Source organism: Klebsiella sp. H-Nf2 (assembly GCF_002806645.1).
GTDB lineage: Bacteria > Pseudomonadota > Gammaproteobacteria > Enterobacterales > Enterobacteriaceae > Klebsiella > Klebsiella variicola.
Genome location: NZ_PIBL01000008.1, coordinates 1 through 23,367, shown reverse-complemented (window position 1 = coordinate 23,367; position 23,367 = coordinate 1). Strand labels below are relative to the sequence as shown.

Below are 23,367 nucleotides of genomic sequence, written 5' to 3'. Positions count from 1 at the left end.
GGGAATAAACGTCCTAGACGTTTTTACGCTCAATCGTCTGTTCACCCCAGAACAGCGCATCTTTATCGGTTTTGGCAAAGGCCAGCGCCAGCACTTCGTCGCTGCCTTCCTCCCAGATTTGCTCCGCCCGTTTTTCATCGTAATGGGCGACTTCAAAAATCGCCTCGGCGATCTCCGGCGAGGTGTTACGTAAACTTGCCCATTCGCCGACGTGATGTGCTTTTGCTTCTTGAGTTGGCATGTTGCTCCTCCTGCAGAAGATTAGCCGTGTACTTTAACGGCCAGTTTAGCGACATGTTCGCCCTGATAGCGGGCGATGGCTAACTCTTCCTCGCTCGGCTGACGCGAACCGTCGCCGCCGGCGATGGTGGTCGCGCCATAGGGGGTTCCGCCGCGGACCTGGGAGATATCAAACAGCTCCTGGGCGCCATAGCCGATCGGGACGATGATCATGCCGTGGTGGGCCAGCGTCGTCCAGGTCGAGGTGATCGTTTGTTCCTGACCGCCGCCGGTGCCGGTTGAGCTGAATACGCTGGCGATTTTGCCATACAGGGCGCCGGACGCCCACAGGCCGCCGGTTTGATCGAGGAAGGTGCGCATCTGACCGGACATGTTGCCGAAACGAGTCGGGGTACCAAAGATGATGGCGTCATACTCTGCCAGTTCCTGCGGCGTGGCGACGGGCGCGTTTTGAGTTTTCCCGCCTGCTTTGGCAAATGCTTCAGCCTGCATGGTTTCCGGCACGCGCTTCACAACCACCTCAACGCCATCCACCCGGTTCGCCCCATCGGCGACGGCGTGAGCCATGGTTTCAATGTGTCCATACATGGAATAATAAAGCACCAGAATTTTAGCCATTTCCATCACTCCTCGGTTGCGTTATAAGCCAGCCAAATGACTGGTTACCTTTAAAGATAAAGCCTCCGCCGGAGAGTGCAAATCCAACGGGCATTTATTTGATTTATAACAAAATGACAAAGCGTTATTTACTTTTCCTTGCACAGCGCGGCCTGAACAGGAGAGAAGAGGGGACGTTGCGCCTGCCATTTTGGCCGGTGCGGCAAGGGTGTAGCATCAGGATACATTTTTGCCGACTATTTTTTCTCCGCCAGCAGAGTCGGTTAGGACCCGTTCACGCCGCGAGGGGACTTTTTTCGCCCGGGTTTGTTTCTGGATATTTCATTTGCCGCCGTCAGCGGCTGTCATTCACTAACCTTATAGATACGCGGTAAGACAGCGGCATCGCCGCTCCCGCGTAATGCACTATGATGTCTAACCTAATGGAGGTCAGTAATGGCAAACCATCGTGGCGGTTCTGGCAACTTTGCTGAAGACCGTGAAAGAGCATCAGAAGCAGGACGTAAAGGTGGCCAGCATAGCGGGGGGAATTTTAAGAATGACCCTCAGCGCGCCTCAGAGGCTGGCAAAAAAGGGGGTAAAAACAGTCATGGTAGTCGTGACAGTTAACGCGCGACTCGCACTGTTCTCTTTGATGCGGTGTTAATCTCCCCCACCCAACCGCATCGCCCTCGCCGCCGGCATCTGCCGGCGGTTTTTTTATCTGTCGGTGGTTGCGCTCCCGCCGGGCGGATTGCACACTGGTCGCCCCGTTAATCGTCATGGCTGTCTTATGTCTTCGTTAAAATTCTCCGTTACCCGCCAGGAAGCGCTCCTTATCATGATCACCATGTTCTGGGGAGGGACGTTCCTTGCCGTGCAGTATGCGGTAAGCCTCAGCGGGCCGCTGTTTTTTGTCGGTCTGCGTTTCGCGACCGCCGCACTGGCGGTGGGCCTGCTCTCGCTGCGTACCCTGCGCGGTCTGACGTGGCTGGAGGTGAAAGCGGGGGGGGCGATTGGCGTGGCGATTGCGCTGGGGTATGGCCTGCAGACCTGGGGACTGCAGTCGATCTCCAGCAGTAAGTCTGCGTTTATCACGGCGATGTATGTGCCGCTGGTGCCGCTGCTGCAGTGGTTGTGCCTGGGCCGTATGCCGGGGGTGATGTCCTGCGTGGGGATTGTGCTGGCCTTTATCGGTTTGATCTTGTTGGCCGGGCCGGAAAATAATCTGCTGGCGCTTGGCGTGGGGGAGATGATTACTCTGGCGAGCGCGCTGGCGATAGCCGCGGAGATTATCCTTATCAGCGCCTGGGCCGGGAAAGTCGATGTCCGCCGGGTGACGGTCGTGCAGCTGGCGACCGCGTCGCTGGTGGCTTTCGCCGCCATGAAGCCGGCGGGTGAGGCGGTTCCGCCGTTGACGCCGGCCCTGCTCGGCGTCGCGCTGGGGCTGGGGATTTTCAGCGCGATCATTCAGGTGACCATGAACTGGGCGCAGCGCAGCGTCTCGCCGACGCGGGCCACCCTTATCTATACTGGTGAACCGGTATGGGCCGGTATTTTTGGCCGGCTGGCCGGTGAGCGTCTGCCGCTGCTGGCTCTGCTCGGCTGCGTCTTGATCCTCGCGGGGGTGCTGGTGAGCGAGCTGAAGTGGAAGCGCAAATCGCCGCCGCAGGTTTCCACAGACGACGATGCGCAGCCGCTCCCGGACCTGGCCGATCGCCGCGAGCCATAATTTTACGCTTCTGATCCTACAGCGGCGCTTATCCTGGCTGGTACTCGTCCGGCTCTGATTGTCTCCAGGCCCGCGCAAGCGCAGCGCCGCCGGGCGATGGCATCAGGCACAGAGCCGCTTTTATGCCGGGTGGCGGCTGCGCCTTACCCGGCCTACGTTCGTGCGACCTGCCGTTAATTTATTCACCTTTGTTGCTGAAACTGCCGTTGTTGGCCGGAGCCCGGGGGTACAGGGGGCGGCGGCGACTGGCCGCCCCCTGTGCGCTCCCTGCGCCATGAGGGGCATAACGCAGAAGACCTATCGGGAGCGCAATCTGCCCGGAAATAACACAGAACAACCGTTGTTCCTGGGGGAAATCGTTGCAAAGCGATAACCGTATCAAATTATCCAGCCCTGACGGTCAGTCGGTCCGCGCCGCCGGGCGGTCAGGCTCCGTGCCCGTGGCGGTGCCGGATGGCGGCATAAATGCCTTATCCGGCCTACAGGCTCACACCACCCAGGCCCATACCGCTCCCTGCGCCAACGCCGCGCTAATGTGGCTTACACCGGCGTTACCCGGGCCTCCTTCGCCTCCCGCGTTCCGCGATGAAGCAGCGCATGCAGCAGGATCGCGCCGAAGGTGGCTGTGCCAATCCCGCCCAGCGTAAAGCCGCCCAGCGACAGCGCGAAATCCCCTGCGCCCAGCACTAGGGTCACCGACACCATGATCAAATTGCTGTTCTGGCTGAGGTCGACGCGGTTTTGCACCCAGATCCGCGCCCCGGCGACTGCGATCAGGCCAAAGACCACGATCGAGGCGCCGCCGATCACCGGCCCGGGAATGGTGTGGATTAATGCGCCAAACTTCGGCGAGAAGCCCAGCAGCATCGCGATCAGCGCCGCGGCGACAAAGACCAACGTCGAATAGACCTTGGTCACTGCCATGACGCCAATGTTCTCCGCATAGGTCGTAACCCCGCTGCCGCCCACCGAGCCGGAGAGCATGGTCGCCAGCCCGTCGCCGACGAAGGCGCGCCCCATGTACGGGTCCATATTGCGTCCGGTCATCCCGGCGACGGCCTTCAGGTGCCCCAGGTTCTCAGCCACCAGGATCACGGCGACGGGCGCAATCAACATCATCGCCTGACCGTTAAAGGATGGGGTGGTAAAGTGCGGCAGCCCGAACCACGCCGCCTGGGCGAGGGAAGAAAAGTCCAGCGGTTTGCCAAGGCCAAAGCCGTTAGCCAGCAGGGCGTACAGTGCGCAGGCAACGATCAGTCCGACCAGGATCAGCAGGCGCTGCAGCATCCCGCGGGTAAATACTGCGACTATGCCGATGCAGAGCACGGTCAACACCGCCATCCAGCTGTCGAAGGCGCTGGCGGAGACGCTGCGCACGGCAATCGGCGCCAGGTTCAGGCCGATAGCCATCACCACCGCGCCGGTCACCACCGGCGGCATCAGGCGCTCGATCCAGCGGGTGCCGATCTTCATCACCACCAGACCAATCAGGGTGTAAACCAGCCCGCAGGCGATGATCCCGCCAAGGGCGACGCTCAGATGAGGGTTCAGCCCCTGGCCGTTAAAGCCGGTAATGGCGATCACCACCCCGACAAAAGCGGCGCTGGAGCCGAGATAGCTCGGCACCCGTCCGCCGGTGACGACAAAGAACAGCAGGGTGCCGACGCCCGACATCAGAATCGACAGGTTGGGGTCGAGCCCCATCAACAACGGCATCAGCACCGTCGCGCCGAACATCGCAACGGCGTGCTGCACGCCCATCACCAGCGTTTGTCCGGCCGACAAGCGTTCATCGGGGGCGACAACGCCGGACTCAGCGGCGGGGGAGGTCAACTTCCAGCGAGGAAAATCGAAGAGTGCCATGATGATATCCCGGGTTAAAGGTTAACAAGCGGGTCGCATAAGCGTGTGATAACCGCGGTCAAACCACATCAATCCCCGGGGTTCCGGGTGACGGGTAATGGCCACGACGTGACAAAACAGGATGTCGTGCGTGCCGACGCTGACGCGCTGGTCGATACGGCAGTCAAAGCTGACCAGCGCCGCCTCCAGCCGCGGACAGCCGGTGGCGCCAGTCTGCCAGTCGGCGGCGGCAAAGCGCTCGTCCATTGCCGTTTTACCGCCAAACAGCGTCGACAGGGCCTCCTGTCCGGCCGCCAGGGTATTGACGCACAGCGTGTGGTGTTCGCTGAACACCGGCCACACCGAGGCTGAGCGGTTCAGGCAGACCAGCAGGGTCGGCGGCGTATCGGTGACGCTGCAGACCGCGCTGGCGGTGAACCCCGCCCGGCCCGCCGGGCCATCGGTGGTAATAATGTTAACCGCAGCGCCGACGTGGGCCATGGCGTCACGAAAACTCGCTTTGTCCGCTAACTCCATCGCAAACTCCTTATGCCAGCAGGCAGGCTTCATCAAAGGACAGGCGCGGCAGGCGACCATACAGCTTGCCGGGGTCACCATAGCCGATATTCACCAGCAGGTTGCTTTTCCAGCCGTTGTCGGCGAAAAACGCCGCGTCGACTTTTTCCCGGTCAAAACCGGACATCGGCCCGGTGTCGAGGCCCAGCGCGCGGCAGGCGAAAATCAGGTACGCCGCCTGCAGCGAGCTGTTGCGAAACGCGGTCTCTTCCGCCAGCTGCGGGCTGGAGGTAAACCAGCTGCGGGCGTCACCGTGAGGAAACAGGGTCGGCAGCCGGTCGTAGAAGGCGCTATCCCATGCCACGATGGCGGTCACCGGCGCCTGCATGGTTTTCTGCAGATTGCCGCTGGAGAGCGTTGGGCGGAGTTTCTCTTTGCCTTCCGCGCTGCGGACGAACACGATGCGCGCCGGCGAACAGTTGGCGGAGGTGGGCCCCATTTTCATCAGGTCCCAGATGGCCTGCAGTTGCGCGTCGCTCACCGGCTTATCCAGCCAGCCGTTGTGGGTCCGGGCCTGGGTAAACAGCGTCTCGCAGGCCGTGTGGTTTATCGCGTCGTTCATTCGATCTCCCTGGCGACCGGCAGCATAGCGGCCAGCCCGTCGCATAAAATGGTATTAAACGTATCGGCGTCGGTGACGTTACAGGCATGGCCGCCCCACGGCATTTCCACACGCAGGCTGCCGGGGATTGCCGTCTGCAGCACGCGGGAGCAGGAGGCCGGGACCAGCAGGTCGTCAGCGGCGCTGATAATCAGCGTCGGGCAGGCGATGGCCGCCGCACGGCGTGAAAAATCAGCCTGCTTCAGGGCCTGCAGCCGCTTCAGCAGATTCTCTTTGCCCTGAAAATGGCTGATGGCAAGCGCATCTTCCGCTTCGAGACGCGGCAGGCGCGCGGCCATCCATTCCGCCGGGTAGAGAAACAGTGGTTGCGCTTCAACCCACGCCTGCGCGCCGCCGGCATGCAGCAGACGCTCGCGCACCAGGAAGCAGCGGCGGGTATGCGGCGACAGCGTTAACCAGCCGTTGACCAGCACCAGGGCGCTCACCGCCTCGGGGCGATCGAGCGCCAGCTGCAGGCCAATCAGCGCCCCCAGGGCGTGGCCCACCAGCGCAAAGCGGGTGATCTCCGCCGCCTGCAGGGCGTTGAACAGCTCCCCGGCCATCGTCGCCATGCTGTAGTCGGCGGGCAGCGGGCCGGCGTTTTCCCCGGTCCCGTTATGGTCATAACTCACCAGCTGATACTGTGCCTCCAGCGCCGCGCGCTGCGCCAGCCAGTAGCCGCCGCCCCCGCCAAGGCCGGCGCTGAGGACCACCACCGGCGCGCCGGGCCACGGAGCCGGGGCGATATTGAGCCTCATCATGTCGGGGTTCCGATATGGGCGACGCTGGCGATTTCCACCAGCGCATCAGGCTTCACCAGTCCGCACTGAATGCAGAAGCGCGCCGGTTTATCGCCGGGGAAGAACTCGGCGTAGACTTCGTTAATCGCGGCGTAATTTGTCCAGTCGGTGATAAAGATGCTGTTGAAAGTCACATCCGCCATACTCCCGCCCGCCGTTTCGATAACGCTCTTGATGGTCTCCAGCACGTGGCGGGTTTGCGCCTTTGGGTCGCCGATGTGCACCACATTGTTTTGCTTATCAAACGGCAGGGTGCCCGAGACGTAGACCACCCCGTCGGCGAGCGTCCCCGGAACAAAGGGGGCAATCGGCGTGGTGGTGCCTGGCGGAATAATCACCTGTTTAGGCATAACGTTTCTCCTTGGCTAAAGACAGCGGGGTGGCGGGGGACAGCGCGTGGCAGAAGCTCTCGACGTCGCTGACCCAGCCGAAAAAGGTTTCAATATTGAACAGCGCCGCCTGCTGGGCGAAGGCCGGCCCGGCCTGATGGGTGGCATCCTCCAGCACGATGCCGAAGTATTCGAGAAAGAAGCCATCGCGCAGCGTCGATTCGACGCAGACGTTGGTGGCGATCCCGGTGAACACCAGGTGGCGTATGCCGCGGCTGCGCAAAATGCTGTCGAGCGGGGTGTTAAAGAAGCCGCTGTAACGCGGTTTCGGCAACACGATGTCGCCTTCCTGCGGCGTCAGCTCGTCCACCAGCTGATAATCCCAGCCGCCTTTCGCCAGCAGCTTGCCCTGCAGCTCCGGACGCTGACGCATCGTTTTCAGCGCGTTGGACTTGTGATAGTTCGGCGAGCCCGGGCCGCCGGCTTCAACATACTGGTCATCCCAGCCATTCTGGAACCAGATAATCAGCATGCCCGCGGCGCGGGCGGCGGCGACGGCGGTATTAATATTGTCGATAACCGGCCGGGTGGCGGAGACGTCAAAGCCGGCGAGATCCAGATAACCGCCCTGGCTGGCGTAGGCGTTCTGCATATCGACCACAATCAGCGCGCTCTGCTGCGGCGCGAAGGTCAGGGATTCCGGGCGAGCGGGAAGGGTAATCATCAGGCCACCTCACGGGTAACAGGAGCAATGTGGTCCCGGCAGCGCATCAGCGGCTGAATGCGTTCGCCAAAGGCGTCGATGCCGGCAAGAAAATCATCAAAGGTCAGCAGCACGCCGTCGGTGCCGGGCACGCTCGCTACTTCATCAAGCATACGGGCGATGCTGGCATACGATCCGACCAGGGTGCCCATGTTAATGTTGACCGCCGAGGTGGGGTCGGCCATCTGGCGCACGTTGGTATCGCTGCCGGAGCGGGTATCTTTCTGACTCTGCTCGGTGAGCCACGCCAGCGCTTCTTCATCGGCGCCCGCTTTGTAATGTTCCCATTTGGCGCGCGCCGCCTCGTCGGTTTCGTCGGCGATCACCATAAACAGCACATAGGACCCCACGTCGCGGCCGGTTTTTTCCGCCGCCTGCATCATGCGTGCGGCGGTCGGGGCAAAGGCCGTTGGCGTGTTGACTCCTTTGCCAAAGCAGAAGTTGTAGTCCGCGTGCTGGGCGGAGAAGGCCATACCAGCATCGCTCTGCCCGGCACAGATCACCTTCATCGGCTGCGAAGGGCGCGGGCTGACCCGGCAGTCGTTCATGGTGAAGTAGTCACCTTTGAAATCGCTGCGCCCGGTGCCCCACAGGTCACGGAGCACCTGAACGTATTCGGTGAGATAGTCATAGCGGCTGGCGAAATAATCATCTCCCGGCCACATGCCCATCTGGTCATATTCCGGTTTTTGCCAGCCGGTCACCAGATTGACGCCAAACCGACCGCCGGAGATGGAGTCGATAGTGGAGGCCATCCGGGCGACAATCGCCGGTGGCAGCGTCAGGGTGGCAGCGGTGGCGTAGATCTGGATCTTAGAGGTCACCGCCGCCAGGCCGGCCATCAGGGTGAAGGACTCCAGGTTGTGATCCCAGAACTCGGTTTTCCCGCCGAAGCCGCGCAGCTTGATCATGGAGAGCGCGAAGTCGAAATGGTAGTGCTCGGCTTTCTGCACGATAGCCTTATTCAGTTCGAAGGTCGGCATATACTGCGGGGCATGAGTAGAGATCAGCCAGCCGTTGTTGCCAATGGGAACGAAAACACCAATTTTCATACCTACCTCTCTGCAGTCATGGAAGATGGAATTGCGGTGGTGCGGCATCCTGCCTCTCCCTGGACCACCTTGCAGAAGAGCTAAAGCAAACGCGATGCCAGTTTTATAAATGCTAATGTTATTAATGTGTTACTTTTGGGTTGCTAAAAAGGACGATAAAAAAGTGGACTGGATGGTCAAAATCAGTGCACGAAAAAACGGCAGTCATGCGCAATCAGGGTGCACGGGGTCGTGTCGGCGCAGGGCTTTTGCTATGCTGGTGGCGTCAACTGAAGGAGAGGATGTATGACACAGGGCGCGGTGAAGAAAAACGGCAAACGTTCACAAGCGGTAAGCGCCAAAAAGGAGGCCATCCTGGCCGCCGCGCTGGAGGCATTTTCGCAATTTGGTATTCACGGTACGCGACTGGAGCAGGTGGCTGAGCGCGCCGGGGTATCGAAAACCAATCTGCTCTATTACTACCCTTCGAAAGAGGCGCTGTATGTGGCTGTTCTGCAGCAGATCCTCGCCATCTGGCTGGCGCCGCTGAAGGCGTTTCGTGAGGATATCAGCCCGCTGGTGGCGATCCGCGAATATATTCGCCTGAAGCTGGAGGTGTCCCGCGATCATCCCCAGGCCTCGAAGCTGTTCTGCCTCGAGATGCTGCAGGGGGCGCCGCTGCTGATGGGCGAACTGACCGGGGACCTGAAAGCGCTGGTCGATGAGAAATCGGCGATTGTCTCCGGCTGGATCGACCGCGGCAAGCTGGCGCCGGTCGATCCGCAACATTTAATCTTTATGATCTGGGCCACCACCCAGCATTACGCCGACTTCGCTACCCAGGTGGAGGCGGTCACCGGCGCCACGCTGCAGGACGCGGCCTTTTTTGAACAAACGGTCGATAATGTCCAGCGGATGATTATCGAAGGTATTCGCGTCCGTTAATTGGCCGGTGGCAGCGGGCAGCTTTGATCGCCATCCTCGCACTGCAGTAGCGAGGAGAGGAATGACTCCCGCTCCACGCTCTTATCGGTCATGCACTGGCTTACCAGCATCGGCTGCATGCTGCCGCCTTCGGCGCCGGACGCGAGGAAGGCGCAATCTGCGTCGCGCAGGGCGATCCATGCCTGCTGCGCCTGCTTCAGTAATGTCTGTTGTTTACCCACCGCGCGCTGCAGGGCCTGCTGCCAGGTGTCATTCAGTTTTTTGTCGGCCGCCTGAAACTGCGCGGCCGCGCACTGATTCATTTCGGTTTGGGTATTGGCGTTGCTGCACTCGTCCGCCAGCGCCGCGCCGCTGGCCAGCAGGGCCATCACGGCAAATAACGTGCGTTTCATTGTTCTGCTCCCATAAAAAAGGCTCCCGTCCGGGAGCCTTAATTAAACACAGCTGACGTCGGCTGTCATTAGCTGATCACAGCGCCGATTTCCCGAATGGCGGCGCACAGCGCCTTATCCGGGCTACCTCGTGGTATTGTTATGTTGTCGGGTGGCGCTACGCTTACCCGACCTACAATACAGGCCGTCCTCCGTGCCATGAGACAGGTAGCCCCGGTAAGCGCAGCGCCACCGGGGATGATCACAGCGCCGCTCTCCCGGATGGCGGCGCACAGCGCCTTATCCGGGCTACCTCGTTGTATTGTTATATTGTCGGGTGGCGCTACGCTTACCCGACCTACAATACAGGCCGCCCCCCATGCCATGAGACAGGTAGCCCCGGTAAGCGTAGCGCCACCGGGGGCGCCTGTTTTAGCCGATGGTCATCAGGCTGGCGTTACCGCCTGCCGCCGCGGTGTTAACGCTCAGCGAACGCTCGATATACAGCCGCTCCAGCAGCAGGTTGGTTTCGCCGCGGGCGAAGCCCTGCACCGAGACAATCGCCCCGTCGCGGGCCGCCACCTGCTCGCACAGCTCGCGCAGCTGGTCGGAATCGCCGTGGTAGATAACCGCGTCGAAGGCCTGACCAGGTAACTGCTCCGCTTTGGCAAAGCGAATGCGCTCGCTGACCTCCCGCGGCAGTTTCTTCGCCAGATCGCGCTGCAGGGCGCTGTCCGGCCACAATACTTCACAACCCACCGCTAACACGGCCGCCAGCTGGATCAGTGCATCCTGCTCGTTATCCGCCACGCACAGCACGCGCTCGCGCGGCATCAGCGTCAGGGTATTGCGCTCGCCGGTTGGCCCAGGCAGCAGGCGTTGGGTACCGCTTTGCGCCTGCTCGCTGTACTGCTGGCACAGCGCCTGCAGCTCAGGACGGCCCGCCGCCCACTGCTGCAGCGCCAGGAGTGGTTTTTCCAGCAGCGTTTTCAGCTGGGCGTCCAGCGGGCGCTCCGCATCCTGGCGGGAGAAGGTCACGCCAACTGCGCCTTGTGGACGGCTGGAGAGCAGACGGTACAGGTACAGCGGACCGCCGGCTTTCGGACCGGTACCGGACAACCCTTCGCCGCCGAACGGCTGCACGCCGACCACGGCGCCAACCATATTGCGGTTGACGTACAGGTTGCCCACCTTCGCGCTGCCGGTGACCTGGGCGATGGTCTCGTCGATGCGGGTATGCACGCCGAGGGTCAGGCCATAGCCAGAGGCGTTAATCTGCTCCACCAGTTTGTCCAGCTCATTACGGTTATAGCGCACCACGTGCAGTACCGGGCCGAAGACCTCTTTTTTCAACTCGTCGAAGCTATCGAGTTCGATAAGCGTCGGCGGCACAAAGGTCCCGTGGCGCCATTCGCGGGCGTCTTCGCTATTCTCGCGCACCGCCTGATAGACGGTGCGGCCTTTGGCGCGCATCGCCTGAATATGGCGTTCAATATTCTCTTTCGCTTCCGTGTCGATAACCGGGCCAATATCGGTGGTCAGCCGGCCCGGATTGCCCATCCGGCACTCGCTCATGGCGCCGCGCAGCATGGTTAACGTATGGTCGGCGACTTCCTCCTGCAGGCAGAGCACGCGCAGGGCGGAGCAGCGCTGGCCGGCGCTGTCGAACGCGGAAGCCAGGACGTCGATCACCACCTGCTCGGTCAGCGCCGACGAGTCGACAATCATCGCGTTCATCCCGCCGGTTTCGGCGATCAGCGGTGTCGGGCGGCCCTGGGAGTCAAGGCGGCTGGCAATATTGCGCTGCAGCAGCGTCGCCACTTCGGTGGAGCCGGTGAACATCACGCCGCGTACGCGCTCATCGGAGGTTAGCGCGGCGCCCACGGTCTCTCCGCGGCCCGGCAGCAGTTGAATAACGCCCGGCGGCACGCCGGCCTCCAGCAGAATCGCCACGCCTTGGGCGGCGATGAGCGGCGTCTGCTCGGCTGGTTTCGCCAGCACGCTGTTGCCGGCCGCCAGCGCGGCGGCAATCTGGCCGGTGAAGATCGCCAGCGGGAAGTTCCACGGGCTGATACAGACCACCGGGCCCAGCGGGCGGTGGGTTTCATTATCGAAATCGTCGCGCACCTGGCCGGCGTAATAGTGCAGGAAGTCGACGGCTTCGCGTACTTCAGCGATGGCGTTGCTGAAGGTTTTACCCGCTTCGCGCACCAGGATCCCCATCAGGGTCGGCATCTGGCTTTCCATCAGCACCGCGGCACGCTCAAGAATGGCGGCGCGCTCCTGCGGCGGGGTGGCGAACCAGATCGGCGCATTGTTGATAGCGCTGGTCAGCGCCTGCTGGACTTCGGCGTCGCTGGCTTCGCGGACGTAGCCGACGATATCTTTCGGTTCTGCCGGGTTAACCACCGGCTGCATTTCGCCTTCGGCCACCGGCTGCTCCAGCATCGGCAATGCCTGCCATTTATGCAGGGCGCTGTTGAGCAGGGAAGAGGAGAGGGAGGCCAGACGGTGCTCGTTCGCCAGATCGAGACCGGCGGAGTTGCTCCGGCCGCTGCCGTAGAGATCGCGCGGCAGCGGGATTTTCGGATGCGGCAGGCCGGCCTGGCCTTCCTGCTGCGCCAGTTTTTCTACCGCGCTGACCGGGTCGGCCACCAGTTCGTCCAGCGGCAGGGTATTGTCCGCGATACGGTTGACGAAGGAGGTATTGGCGCCGTTCTCCAGCAGACGGCGCACCAGATACGCCAGCAGCGTTTCGTGGGTGCCCACCGGGGCGTAGATCCGGCATGGACGGTTCAGTTTGCCGTCGGCGACTTTGCCTACCACCTGCTCGTACAGCGGTTCGCCCATGCCGTGCAGGCACTGGAATTCATACTGGCCCGGGTAATAGTTCTGGCCCGCCAGCTGGTAGATAGCCGCCAGGGTATGGGCGTTGTGGGTGGCGAACTGCGGGTAAATCAGGTTCGGCACCGCCAGCAGTTTTTTCGCGCAGGCGAGGTAGGAGACGTCGGTATAAACCTTGCGGGTGTAGACCGGATAGCCTTCGAGGCCTTCCATCTGCGCGCGTTTGATTTCGCTATCCCAGTAGGCGCCTTTCACCAGACGGATCATCAGGCGACGACGGCTACGGGTCGCGAGGTCGATCAGGGCATCGATGACGAACGGGCAGCGCTTCTGATAGGCCTGGATCACGAAGCCGATGCCGTTCCAGCCGGCCAGCTCCGGTTCGAAACAGAGTTTTTCCAGCAAATCGAGGGAGATCTCCAGGCGATCGGCCTCTTCGGCGTCGATGTTGATGCCGATATCGTACTGGCGCGCCAGCAGGGTCAGCGATTTCAGACGCGGGTAAAGCTCTTCCATCACCCGGTCATACTGCGCGCGGCTGTAGCGCGGATGCAGCGCGGAGAGTTTAATCGAGATGCCCGGGCCTTCATAAATGCCGCGACCGTTGGAGGCTTTGCCGATGGCGTGGATCGCTTGCTGATAAGAGACCATATAGGCCTGCGCATCGGCGGCGGTCAGCGCCGCTTCGCCGAGCATATCGTAGGAGTAGCGGAACCCTTTTTCTTCCAGCTTGCGGGCGTTAGCCAGCGCTTCGGCGATGGTTTCGCCAGTGACGAACTGCTCGCCCATCAGGCGCATCGCCATATCGACGCCTTTGCGGATCAGGGGTTCGCCGCTCTTGCCGATGATGCGGTTCAGCGAGCGGGAGAGGCTGGTCTCGTTATGGGTCGACACCAGTTTGCCGGTAAACAGCAGCCCCCAGGTGGCGGCGTTGACGAACAGCGACGGGCTGCGGCCGATGTGCGACTGCCAGTTGCCATTGCTGATTTTGTCGCGGATCAGCGCATCGCGGGTGGCTTTATCCGGAATACGCAGCAGGGCTTCCGCCAGGCACATCAGCGCCACCCCTTCCTGTGAAGAGAGGGAGAACTCCTGCAGCAGACTCTGCACCATGCCGGCGCGGCCGCTGGCGGTTTTCTGGTTGCGCAGTTTTTCCGCCAGCTGATACGCCAGCTTGTGTGCCTGTTCGCCCAGCGGCTGCGGCAGACGGGCCTGCTCCAGCAGCATCGGTACCGCGTCGGTTTCCGGACGTCGCCAGGCGGCGGTGATCGCTGCGCGGCTCACCGACTGCGGCAGGATCTGCTCGGCAAATTCGAGGAACGGCTGATACGGTTCTTCCGCCGGGGAATCTGCTTCATCGCTTTCATTGGCGGCGCCGGAGAGCAGGGCCGGCAGCTCAGGCAGCGTCTCGTCGTTCTCCAGTTTTTCCAGATAATTGAAGATGGCCTGTTTAATCAGCCAGTGCGGCGTGCGGTCAATACGGCTCGCGGCGGACTTAATGCGCTCGCGGGTGGCGTCGTCAAGCTTAACACCCATGGTGGTGGTGCCCATGCTCAGAACTCCTGTCATTTATCGTTAGGCTTATGCGGTTGCAGGGAAATATCCACTATGTTGCAACTTTGTGCAACCTTGTTAATTGTGGCTTGTGACACAAGCCGTGAAATGGCGGATTTGTTAAAAATAATACTCAAAATAGCAGAATTTTAACCCCGGCCTCATAGGGTATTTGTATGCGTGAGTTAACACTTTTGTTTGGTGCAACCTTTAAAAACGTGAGAGAGTGCAACCTCTAAAAAAATGACGTTTTGCGCTGCCGGTTTTTCGTGTAAATGCTGTGTTAAATCATTTGTGAAAAACCGAAGCTTCCGTCAGGATACGGTCGCCCAATTAAACAACGCACCATTACCCCGTTCCGGTAGTGGAAAAAACGACAAAGCGGGACGCTGTCGATAAAAAATTCTGGAGACTTTGCATGGCTATTAGCACACCGATGCTGGTGACATTTATTGTTTATATTTTTGGTATGGTTTTAATCGGGTTTATTGCCTGGCGTTCGACCAAAAACTTCGATGATTATATTCTCGGCGGGCGGAGTCTGGGGCCATTTGTGACCGCGCTTTCCGCGGGGGCGTCGGATATGAGCGGCTGGCTGCTGATGGGCCTGCCGGGAGCGATTTTCCTCTCCGGGATTTCCGAAAGCTGGATCGCCATTGGTTTAACGCTGGGGGCGTGGATTAACTGGAAGCTGGTGGCCGGTCGCCTGCGCGTGCATACCGAGGTGAATAATAACGCCCTGACGCTGCCCGATTATTTTACCGGCCGTTTTGAAGATAAAAGCCGGGTGCTGAGAATTATTTCGGCGTTGGTTATTCTGCTGTTCTTTACCATCTATTGCGCCTCGGGAATTGTGGCGGGGGCGCGTCTGTTTGAAAGCACCTTCGGTATGAGTTATGAAACCGCACTGTGGGCCGGGGCGGCAGCGACGATTATCTATACCTTCGTCGGCGGCTTCCTCGCCGTCAGCTGGACCGATACCGTGCAGGCCAGCCTGATGATTTTTGCCCTGATCCTTACCCCGGTGATCGTGATTATTTCCGTCGGCGGCTTTGGTGATTCGCTGGAAGTCATTAAACAAAAGAGCATCGAAAATATCGACATGCTCAAGGGGCTGAACTTCGTGGCGATTATTTCGCTGATGGGCTGGGGGCTGGGCTATTTCGGCCAGCCGCATATTCTGGCGCGCTTTATGGCGGCGGATTCGCACCACAGTATCGTTCACGCACGTCGCATCAGTATGACCTGGATGATCCTGTGCCTGGCGGGCGCAGTGGCCGTTGGCTTCTTTGGGATTGCCTACTTCAATAACAACCCGAGCCAGGCGGGCGCGGTTAACCAGAACGCTGAGCGCGTGTTTATCGAACTGGCGCAAATCCTGTTTAACCCGTGGATTGCCGGGATCCTGCTGTCGGCGATTCTGGCGGCGGTGATGTCCACTCTGAGCTGTCAGCTGCTGGTCTGCTCCAGCGCGATTACCGAAGATCTGTATAAAGCGTTCCTGCGCAAAAACGCCGGCCAGAAAGAGCTGGTGTGGGTGGGGCGTATGATGGTGCTGGTGGTTGCCCTGGTGGCGATTGCCCTGGCGGCCAATCCGGAAAACCGCGTGCTGGGACTGGTGAGCTACGCCTGGGCTGGCTTCGGCGCCGCCTTTGGTCCGGTGGTGCTGTTCTCGGTGATGTGGTCACGCATGACCCGTAACGGCGCGCTGGCCGGGATGGTGATTGGCGCCCTGACCGTGATCGTCTGGAAACAGTTTGGCTGGCTGGGCCTGTATGAAATTATTCCGGGCTTTATCTTCGGTAGCCTGGGGATCGCGGTCTTTAGCCTGCTGGATAAAGCGCCGTCGGCCAGCATGCAGCAGCGCTTCGCCGAAGCGGATGCCCACTACCATACGCCGCCGCCGGTACGCGCCACGGCTGAGTAAGGTCATCTGACGCTCACGAGCCCGCCGCTGGCGGGCTTTTTTTTGCCTGTTGCCGGGTCCGAATATTATAACCCTTGCTAATTATTTGAAAATCCGCTGATATTTCCTGACTAATAACAATGAGGATAGCAAAGATGACGTTCAGACAGGGTGCAATGGCGCTGGTGCTGGCAGGGTTACTCAGCGGCTGCGTGGCGGGTGGAAGTTCGTCGACCCGCGCGGCGAAGCCCGGCGCCTGCCCGGCGGATCGGTCCATGGTGCAAACCACGCTTTACTTCGGCCTGAGCCGCCCGGCGGGGAAAGACATCACCGCTGAAGAGTGGCAACAGTTTGTCGACCGCGACGTCACGCCGCGCTTTCGCGATGGGCTGACGGTGTTTGATGCCCGCGGCCAGTGGCTGGGCCAGAATGGTCAGGTGGTGCGGGAGCAGAGTAAGGCGCTGATGGTGATCCATGGCAACGATGCGCAGAGCGAGGCCGGTATTGAAGCCCTGCGCCAGGGCTATAAATCACGCTTCGCGCAGGAGTCGGTGATGCGTGTCGACCAGCCGGTCTGCGTGCAGTTCTGAGTAAACGGCGGGGGCAGCCCCGCCGTTTGTCTTACAGGACCAGCCCGGCGAAGCTGGCGGAAAGCAGGCTCACCAGCGTGGCGCTATACACCAGCCGCAGGCCGAAGCGGGAGACGATATTGCCCTGCGGTTCATTCAGGCCTTTGATCGCCCCGGCGATAATGCCGATCGAGGCAAAGTTGGCAAACGACACCAGGAAGACCGAGAGAATGCCGAGCCCGCGCGGCGTCATGCTGGCGGCAATCTTTTGCAGCTCAATCATCGCCACAAATTCGTTAGCGACCAGTTTGGTGGCCATGATGCTGCCGGCGTTCAGCGCATCGCTCAGCGGGATGCCGATAAGCCAGGCCAGCGGATAAAAGACATAGCCGAGGATCTGCTGGAAGCTGAGACCAAACAGGGTAGCGAACAGCGCGTTAATGGCGCTGATCAGGGCGATAAAGCCGATCAGCATCGCCAGAATAATCATCGCCACTTTAAAGCCGGCCAGAATATATTCCCCGAGCATTTCAAAGAAACTCTGCGATTCGTGCAGCTTCTCGAGTTTTATTTCCTGCTCGCTGCCCGGCCGCGTCGGGTTAATCACCGACAGCACGATAAAGGTGCTGAACATATTCAGGATCAGCGCCGCGACGACATATTTGGCATCCAGCATGGTCATATAAGCGCCGACAATCGACAGCGATACGGTCGACATGGCTGTCGCCGCCATGGTGAATAGCCGGCGTGAGGAGAGGTCGCCCAGTACGCCCTTGTAGGCGATGAAGTTCTCCGACTGGCCGAGGATCAGCGAGCTGACGGCGTTGAAAGATTCCAGCTTACCCATGCCGTTTACCTTCGATAGCAGGGTGCCGATGACACGAATGAAAATCGGCAGGATCCGCCAGTGCTGAAGAATACCAATCAGCGCGGAAATAAACACAATCGGACACAGGACGCCAAGGAAAATAAAGGCTAACCCTTTTTCGCTCATGCCGCCAAAGACGAAATTGGTCCCTTCAGCGGCAAAGCCTAACAGTGAAGCAAAAAAGCCGGAGATATTTTTCACCAGCCACAGGCCGCTTTCTGCGTGCAGGAAAAAGAAGGCGAGCGCTATTTCGATAATAATCAACTGGAGAATGTAACGAATACGAATTTTTTGTCTGTCGTAGCTGACAAGCCAGGCCAGGGCGAGGATCACCACCAGCGCCAGCAGGAAATGAAAAAATGCAGTCATGTTGTTCTTTTCGCAGGTCAATAAGGCCGCCATTTAGCCATAGCCGCTGCCACGGGTAAATATCTGGCGTAAAAAATCCTTTGCTTATTCTTTTCCCTCATAACAGGCGAATATTTTCGTAAGTCATTATTTGCCAGCGATTTATTTACAGATAGTCATCATTCTCTAAACATTTCGCTTGTGTTTCTGAGTATTGTAATGATAATCACTATCATAAATATTACCTGTTTTTGCATTCGTTGACGGTGCTTTACATTTAAGGGTATTGGCATGTTTGTCCCATTTCTCATTATGTTACGCGAAGGCCTTGAGGCGGCGCTGATTGTCAGCCTGATCGCCAGCTATCTGAAACGCACCCAGCGGGGAAACTGGATTGGCGTGATGTGGATTGGCGTGATCCTCGCGGCGGCGCTGTGTCTTGGCTTAGGCATTTTTATCAACGAAACCACCGGGGAATTTCCTCAGCGCGAACAGGAGTTGTTCGAGGGGATCGTCGCGGTCATCGCGGTGGTGATCCTGACGTGGATGGTCTTCTGGATGCGCAATGTCTCGCGCAACGTTAAACAGCAGCTGGAGCAGGCCGTGGACAAGGCGCTGCAGCGCGGCAATCACCACGGCTGGGCGCTGGTGATGATGGTCTTTTTCGCCGTTGCCCGTGAGGGGCTGGAGTCGGTCTTCTTTCTGCTGGCGGCATTCCAGCAGGATGTCGGCATCTGGCCGCCGCTGGGGGCGCTGCTGGGCCTGGCCACGGCAATCGTGCTGGGCTTCCTGCTCTACTGGGGCGGTATCCGCCTTAACCTCGGCGTGTTCTTCAAATGGACCAGCCTGTTTATTCTGCTGGTGGCCGCTGGCCTGGCCGCGGGGGCGATCCGCGCCTTCCACGAGGCTGGCCTGTGGAACCTGTTCCAGGATACGGCCTTCGATCTGAGCAACGTGCTGTCGACGCATACGCTGTTCGGCACACTGCTTGAAGGGATCTTCGGCTACCAGGAGACCCCGAGCGTTAGCGAAGTGGCGGTCTATCTGCTTTATCTGATCCCGGCGCTGGTGCTGTTTGCCCTGCCGCCGCGGAATAATACCACTGCCTCGCGGGCTGCCTGACCGGGCGCTGCGAGCGTATAAGCGACACTCTACTTACCGAAAGGGATGATCATGATGATTCATTTTCGCCGTAATGCGCTGCGGGCGACCGTGGCCGCGCTGCTCAGCTCTGCATTGGGTGCTCAGGCTGCGGATATCCCGCAGGTCAAAGTCACCGTCAACGACAAGCAGTGCGAGCCGATGCAGGTGACCGTTAAAGCGGGTAAAACCCAGTTTATTATTCAGAACCATAGCCAGAAAGCGCTGGAGTGGGAAATTCTGAAAGGGGTCATGGTGGTGGAAGAGCGTGAGAACATCGCGCCGGGCTTTACCCAAAAGCTCACCGCTAACCTGCAGCCAGGCGAATATGATATGACCTGCGGCCTGCTCACCAACCCGAAAGGGAAACTGATTGTCACCGGCGAAGCAACCAAAGACGCGGCGAAAGCGGATGCGGTGTTGAGCCTCGGCGACGCGATCACCGCTTACAAAGCCTATGTGACGGCGGAAACCGCGCAGCTGGTCAGCGGTACCAAAGCCTTTACCGACGCGGTGAAAGCGGGCGACATCGAAAAAGCGAAAGCGCTGTACGCCCCGACGCGCCAGCATTACGAGCGCATTGAGCCGATTGCCGAGCTGTTCTCTGATCTTGACGGCAGCATCGACGCCCGCGAAGACGACTTCGAGAAAAAAGCGGAAGATCCGAAATTCACTGGTTTCCACCGTCTGGAAAAAGCGCTGTTTGGCGATAACAGCGTCAAGGGCATGGAAAAATATGCCGATCAGCTGAACAGCGATGTGCTGGAGCTGCAAAAGCGTATCAGCGAGCTGGCATTCCCGCCGTCAAAAGTCGTGGGCGGGGCGGCAGGATTAATTGAGGAAGTTGCGGCCAGCAAGATCAGCGGCGAAGAAGATCGTTACAGCCACACCGACCTGTGGGACTTCCAGGCCAACATTGATGGCGCACAGAAAATTGTCGACCTGCTGCGCCCTCAGCTGCAAAAAGAGAACAGCGCGCTGCTGGCGAAAGTGGACGCCAACTTTAAGAAAGTGGACAGCATCCTCAGCAAATATCGCACCAAAGACGGTTTCGAGACCTACGATAAACTGACCACTGCTGACCGTAATGCGCTAAAAGGGCCGATCACCACCCTGGCGGAAGATCTGGCTCAGCTGCGCGGGATCCTGGGTCTGGACTAAGTCGATGGCACAACAGAAACCCCACGACGTGAACGAGCCGTCACGTCGTCGCTTACTGAAAGGGATCGGCGCGCTTGGCGGCGCGCTGGCCATCACCGGCGGCTGCCCGGTGGCGCATGCGGCAAAAGCGGAAAGTTCCCCCGGGACGCTGGCACCCGACGCCCGTCAGGAAAAGCAGCCCTTCTACGGCCCGCATCAGGCGGGCATCCTGACGCCGCAGCAGGCCTCGATGATGCTGGTGGCGTTCGATGTGCTGGCGGCCGATAAAGCCGACCTCGAGCGCCTGTTTCGGCTGCTGACTCAGCGTATCGCCTTTTTAACTCAGGGCGGCCCGGCGCCGGATACGCCTAATCCGCGGCTGCCGCCGATGGATTCCGGCATCTTAGGGGCGTGGATTGCACCGGATAACCTGACCATGACCGTCTCTGTTGGCCATTCGCTGTTTGATGAGCGTTTTGGCCTGGCGGATAAAGCGCCGAAAAAACTGCAGCCGATGACCCGCTTCCCCAACGATTCGCTGGATGCCGCCCTGTGTCATGGCGACCTGCTGCTGCAGATCTGCGCCAATACTCAGGATACGGTGATCCATGCCCTGCGTGATGTCATCAAACATACGCCGGATCTGCTGAGCGTGCGCTGGAAGCGGGAAGGGTTTATCTCCGACAGCGCGGCGCGCAGTAAAGGCAAAGAGACCCCGATCAACCTGCTGGGATTCAAGGACGGCACCGCTAACCCGCCGAGCCACGACAGCGCGCTGATGGATAAAGTCGTGTGGGTGACAGCCGATCAGGATGAGCCGGCCTGGACCGTGGGCGGCAGCTATCAGGCGGCGCGCATCATCCAGTTTCACGTCGAGTTCTGGGACCGGACGCCGCTGAAAGAGCAGCAGACGATCTTTGGCCGCGACAAGCACAGCGGTGCGCCGCTGGGGATGAAAAACGAACACGATACCCCGGATTACAGCAAAGATCCTGGCGGGGAGACGATCGCGCTGGATAGTCATATTCGTCTGGCCAATCCTCGCACGCCGGAAACCCAGTCCAGCCTGATGATGCGCCGCGGCTACAGCTATTCGCTGGGCGTCACTAACGCCGGGCAACTGGATATGGGGCTGTTGTTCGTTTGCTATCAGCACGATCTGGAAAAGGGTTTTCTGACGGTGCAGAAACGGCTTAACGGCGAGGCGCTGGAGGAGTACGTCAAACCCATCGGCGGGGGCTACTTCTTTGTTTTACCCGGCGTGGTGGATGATAAGCACTATCTGGCGCAGTCGCTGCTGCAGGCCTGATACCGACCCTGTCCGTGAGGGCAGGGCGTTTTCTGCTGTTTTTCTCTTTTTTATTATATTTCCTGCCATGTGTTATATTTCTGTAATACAAATGACCGATAGTTTCCTACACTTGCTTAAGAACTATTTGTTGCGTCATTGTGAAAAATAAGTTGCATTAAGAATCTTTTTTGATGTACTTATTACATACGCGGTAGTTCCCGGCAGTGTGACGTTTCACTATGGAGATCGCGAATGGTAAGGTCCCGTACCGGACAACGTAAAACCACAGACCGTACTCTTCAGCACGGAAGCCCCGCTTCCGGCAGCGATTTTCTTACCCTTTCTCCTTCCGCTTCAAATTATTACAACCTTGGCAGGGTACGCGGTGCGCGTAGCCGCGACTCGTTGTCAGTTCTACCGGCAAGCAATGGCTTACAAGGAAGCCAAACCTCAATCGTTCGTGCGCATAGTCGCGTCGATGTTGACGCGTGTGATGTAAACCTACAACGCAAGGTGCTATCCATGGGAAGACAAAAAGCAGTGATCAAAGCTCGTCGTGAAGCAAAACGTGTGCTGAGACGGGATTCACGTAGCCATAAACAACGTGAAGAAGAATCGGTCACATCGCTTGTGCAAATGAGTGGCGTAGAAGCAATTGGCATGGCGCGGGACAGCCGTGATACTTCCCCAATTGAGGCGCGCAATGAAGCTCAGGCGCATTATTTGAATGCCATCGACAATAAACAGCTGATTTTCGCCACCGGCGAAGCCGGATGCGGCAAGACCTGGATCAGTGCAGCAAAAGCAGCTGAAGCTCTGATCCATAAGGATGTGGACAGAATTATTGTTACCCGTCCCGTTCTGCAGGCCGACGAAGATCTCGGCTTCTTACCGGGAGATATCGCCGAGAAGTTCGCGCCCTATTTCCGACCGGTTTACGACGTGCTGGTGAAAAGGTTGGGGGCTTCCTTTATGCAGTACTGCCTGCGTCCGGAAATCGGCAAGGTGGAAATCGCGCCGTTCGCCTATATGCGCGGACGTACCTTTGAAAATGCGGTGGTGATTCTGGACGAGGCCCAGAACGTGACCGCAGCGCAAATGAAGATGTTTTTGACCCGCCTCGGGGAGAACGTGACGGTCATCGTCAATGGCGATATCACCCAGTGCGACTTGCCCTCTGGCGTGAGATCTGGCCTGAGCGATGCGCTGGCGCGTTTTGAGGAAGACGAGATGATCGGCATCGTGCGTTTCACCACTGATGACTGCGTGCGCTCGGCCCTCTGCCAGCGGACGCTGAAAGCCTATTATTAATCGTCATACTGTGAGCAAGGCCCGGGCTAGCCCGGGCTTTGTTGTTTTTGGGCATCCTCCCGGCGGCGCTGCGCTTAGCCGGGCTACCTGGCGGGTACGGTCTGGTAGCCCGGGAGAGGCATTGATGCCGACCCCGGGGATGTCTGCGGTGCCACATGCGAAAAAAAAGCCCGTACTTGCGTACGAGCTCTTCTTAATATATGGCGGTGAGGGGGGGATTGACTCGCTTCCCGGCGGTACTGCGCGTGGCCGGACTACCTGGCGGGTACGATCTGGTAGCCCGGGAGAGGCATTGATGCCGACCCCGGGGATGTCTGCGGTGCCACATGCGAAAAAAAAGCCCGTACTTGCGTACGAGCTCTTCTTAAAATATGGCGGTGAGGGGGGGGATTGACTCGCTTCGCTCGCCCCTGCGGGGCAGCCCGCTCGCAGGCTCGCGGTCTGTCCAACTGGCTGCGCCAGTTGTCGAACCCCGGTCGGGGGTTCTCATCCCCCCAGCGGAGAATATAAAAGAAAAGAGCCCGTACTTGCGTACAGGCTCTCATCTCGAATATGGCGGTGAGGGGGGG

The 23,367-nt window shown here is 59.5% G+C and carries 22 protein-coding genes; 9 read left to right on the top strand and 13 right to left on the bottom strand.

What is annotated here, in order from left to right:
* Positions 1-13: 13 nt before the first annotated feature.
* The 3 genes from CWM58_RS18550 to CWM58_RS28760 all read right to left on the bottom strand — a co-directional run bounded on the left by CWM58_RS18550 (position 14) and on the right by CWM58_RS28760 (position 1,176).
* Positions 14-241 (bottom strand): YccJ family protein, encoded by a 228-nt coding sequence (locus tag CWM58_RS18550; protein ID WP_061155116.1) that lies wholly within the window; start codon positions 239-241, stop codon positions 14-16.
* Positions 242-261: 20 nt separating this feature from the next.
* A complete protein-coding gene (gene wrbA / locus CWM58_RS18545) occupies positions 262-858 on the bottom strand; it encodes an NAD(P)H:quinone oxidoreductase (RefSeq protein ID WP_008805935.1) in 597 nt (198 codons plus the stop codon).
* Between the two features lie 216 nt (positions 859-1,074).
* A complete protein-coding gene (locus CWM58_RS28760) occupies positions 1,075-1,176 on the bottom strand; it encodes a hypothetical protein (protein ID WP_227509589.1) in 102 nt (33 codons plus the stop codon).
* Between the two features lie 117 nt (positions 1,177-1,293).
* On the opposite strand from CWM58_RS28760, the gene CWM58_RS18540 reads away from it, so the two are divergent.
* Both CWM58_RS18540 and CWM58_RS18535 read left to right on the top strand, forming a co-directional pair.
* Positions 1,294-1,467 (top strand): general stress protein, encoded by a 174-nt coding sequence (locus tag CWM58_RS18540; protein WP_065801247.1) that lies wholly within the window; start codon positions 1,294-1,296, stop codon positions 1,465-1,467.
* Positions 1,468-1,630: 163 nt separating this feature from the next.
* Positions 1,631-2,569: a DMT family transporter gene (locus CWM58_RS18535; protein WP_100681513.1), complete on the top strand. Its 939-nt coding sequence runs from the start codon at positions 1,631-1,633 to the stop codon at positions 2,567-2,569.
* 540 nt (positions 2,570-3,109) lie between these two features.
* Here the strand turns inward: CWM58_RS18535 and rutG are convergent.
* The 7 genes from rutG to rutA are packed head-to-tail and all read right to left on the bottom strand — an operon-like array spanning position 3,110 to position 8,532.
* The gene (gene rutG, locus CWM58_RS18525) at positions 3,110-4,432 is read right to left on the bottom strand and encodes a pyrimidine utilization transport protein G (RefSeq protein WP_032729920.1); all 1,323 of its coding nucleotides are present in this window, start codon (positions 4,430-4,432) and stop codon (positions 3,110-3,112) included.
* A gap of 21 nt (positions 4,433-4,453) precedes the next feature.
* Entirely contained in the window at positions 4,454-4,948 is a 495-nt protein-coding gene (gene rutF, locus CWM58_RS18520; RefSeq protein ID WP_012968592.1) for an NADH-dependent FMN reductase RutF, read from the bottom strand.
* A gap of 10 nt (positions 4,949-4,958) precedes the next feature.
* Positions 4,959-5,549, bottom strand: a complete 591-nt coding sequence (locus tag CWM58_RS18515; protein ID WP_008805939.1) for a malonic semialdehyde reductase — start codon at positions 5,547-5,549, stop codon at positions 4,959-4,961.
* Entirely contained in the window at positions 5,546-6,349 is an 804-nt protein-coding gene (gene rutD / locus CWM58_RS18510) for a pyrimidine utilization protein D (RefSeq protein WP_100681511.1), read from the bottom strand. The genes CWM58_RS18515 and rutD overlap by 4 nt, the downstream gene beginning before the upstream one ends.
* The gene (gene rutC / locus CWM58_RS18505; protein WP_004204505.1) at positions 6,346-6,738 is read right to left on the bottom strand and encodes a pyrimidine utilization protein C; all 393 of its coding nucleotides are present in this window, start codon (positions 6,736-6,738) and stop codon (positions 6,346-6,348) included. Before rutC ends, rutD begins: the two co-directional genes overlap by 4 nt.
* The gene (gene rutB / locus CWM58_RS18500; RefSeq protein ID WP_008805941.1) at positions 6,731-7,441 is read right to left on the bottom strand and encodes a pyrimidine utilization protein B; all 711 of its coding nucleotides are present in this window, start codon (positions 7,439-7,441) and stop codon (positions 6,731-6,733) included. Before rutB ends, rutC begins: the two co-directional genes overlap by 8 nt.
* The gene (rutA, locus tag CWM58_RS18495) at positions 7,441-8,532 is read right to left on the bottom strand and encodes a pyrimidine utilization protein A (protein WP_049155771.1); all 1,092 of its coding nucleotides are present in this window, start codon (positions 8,530-8,532) and stop codon (positions 7,441-7,443) included. The genes rutB and rutA overlap by 1 nt, the downstream gene beginning before the upstream one ends.
* A gap of 285 nt (positions 8,533-8,817) precedes the next feature.
* On the opposite strand from rutA, the gene rutR reads away from it, so the two are divergent.
* Positions 8,818-9,456 carry an HTH-type transcriptional regulator RutR gene (gene rutR / locus CWM58_RS18490; protein WP_047666343.1) on the top strand — a complete coding sequence of 213 codons (639 nt, stop codon included), beginning with the start codon at positions 8,818-8,820 and terminating at the stop codon, positions 9,454-9,456.
* On the opposite strand, the gene CWM58_RS18485 is transcribed toward rutR, so the two are convergent.
* Positions 9,453-9,848 carry a lysozyme inhibitor LprI family protein gene (locus tag CWM58_RS18485; protein ID WP_074386357.1) on the bottom strand — a complete coding sequence of 132 codons (396 nt, stop codon included), beginning with the start codon at positions 9,846-9,848 and terminating at the stop codon, positions 9,453-9,455. The genes rutR and CWM58_RS18485 overlap by 4 nt on opposite strands.
* 411 nt (positions 9,849-10,259) lie before the next feature.
* Positions 10,260-14,222 carry a trifunctional transcriptional regulator/proline dehydrogenase/L-glutamate gamma-semialdehyde dehydrogenase gene (gene putA, locus CWM58_RS18480; RefSeq protein ID WP_100681510.1) on the bottom strand — a complete coding sequence of 1,321 codons (3,963 nt, stop codon included), beginning with the start codon at positions 14,220-14,222 and terminating at the stop codon, positions 10,260-10,262.
* A gap of 421 nt (positions 14,223-14,643) precedes the next feature.
* Here putA and putP point away from each other — a divergent pair, with 421 nt between their 5' ends.
* Both putP and CWM58_RS18470 read left to right on the top strand, forming a co-directional pair.
* Positions 14,644-16,152 (top strand): sodium/proline symporter PutP, encoded by a 1,509-nt coding sequence (gene putP, locus CWM58_RS18475; RefSeq protein WP_061155109.1) that lies wholly within the window; start codon positions 14,644-14,646, stop codon positions 16,150-16,152.
* A 134-nt stretch (positions 16,153-16,286) separates the two neighbouring features.
* Positions 16,287-16,721: a DUF3574 domain-containing protein gene (locus CWM58_RS18470; RefSeq protein ID WP_061155108.1), complete on the top strand. Its 435-nt coding sequence runs from the start codon at positions 16,287-16,289 to the stop codon at positions 16,719-16,721.
* A 31-nt stretch (positions 16,722-16,752) separates the two neighbouring features.
* Here the strand turns inward: CWM58_RS18470 and CWM58_RS18465 are convergent, their stop codons facing one another.
* Positions 16,753-17,937: a NupC/NupG family nucleoside CNT transporter gene (locus tag CWM58_RS18465; RefSeq protein ID WP_016946978.1), complete on the bottom strand. Its 1,185-nt coding sequence runs from the start codon at positions 17,935-17,937 to the stop codon at positions 16,753-16,755.
* A gap of 270 nt (positions 17,938-18,207) precedes the next feature.
* Here CWM58_RS18465 and efeU point away from each other — a divergent pair, with 270 nt between their 5' ends.
* The 4 genes from efeU (at position 18,208) to phoH (ending at position 22,798) form a co-directional block, all read left to right on the top strand.
* Positions 18,208-19,038 (top strand): iron uptake transporter permease EfeU, encoded by an 831-nt coding sequence (gene efeU, locus CWM58_RS18460; RefSeq protein WP_008805948.1) that lies wholly within the window; start codon positions 18,208-18,210, stop codon positions 19,036-19,038.
* Between the two features lie 51 nt (positions 19,039-19,089).
* A complete protein-coding gene (gene efeO / locus CWM58_RS18455) occupies positions 19,090-20,217 on the top strand; it encodes an iron uptake system protein EfeO (RefSeq protein WP_008805949.1) in 1,128 nt (375 codons plus the stop codon).
* A gap of 4 nt (positions 20,218-20,221) precedes the next feature.
* Positions 20,222-21,505: an iron uptake transporter deferrochelatase/peroxidase subunit gene (efeB, locus tag CWM58_RS18450; RefSeq protein WP_100681509.1), complete on the top strand. Its 1,284-nt coding sequence runs from the start codon at positions 20,222-20,224 to the stop codon at positions 21,503-21,505.
* Between the two features lie 504 nt (positions 21,506-22,009).
* Positions 22,010-22,798: a phosphate starvation-inducible protein PhoH gene (gene phoH, locus CWM58_RS18445; RefSeq protein ID WP_002898923.1), complete on the top strand. Its 789-nt coding sequence runs from the start codon at positions 22,010-22,012 to the stop codon at positions 22,796-22,798.
* Positions 22,799-23,367 lie beyond the last annotated feature (569 nt).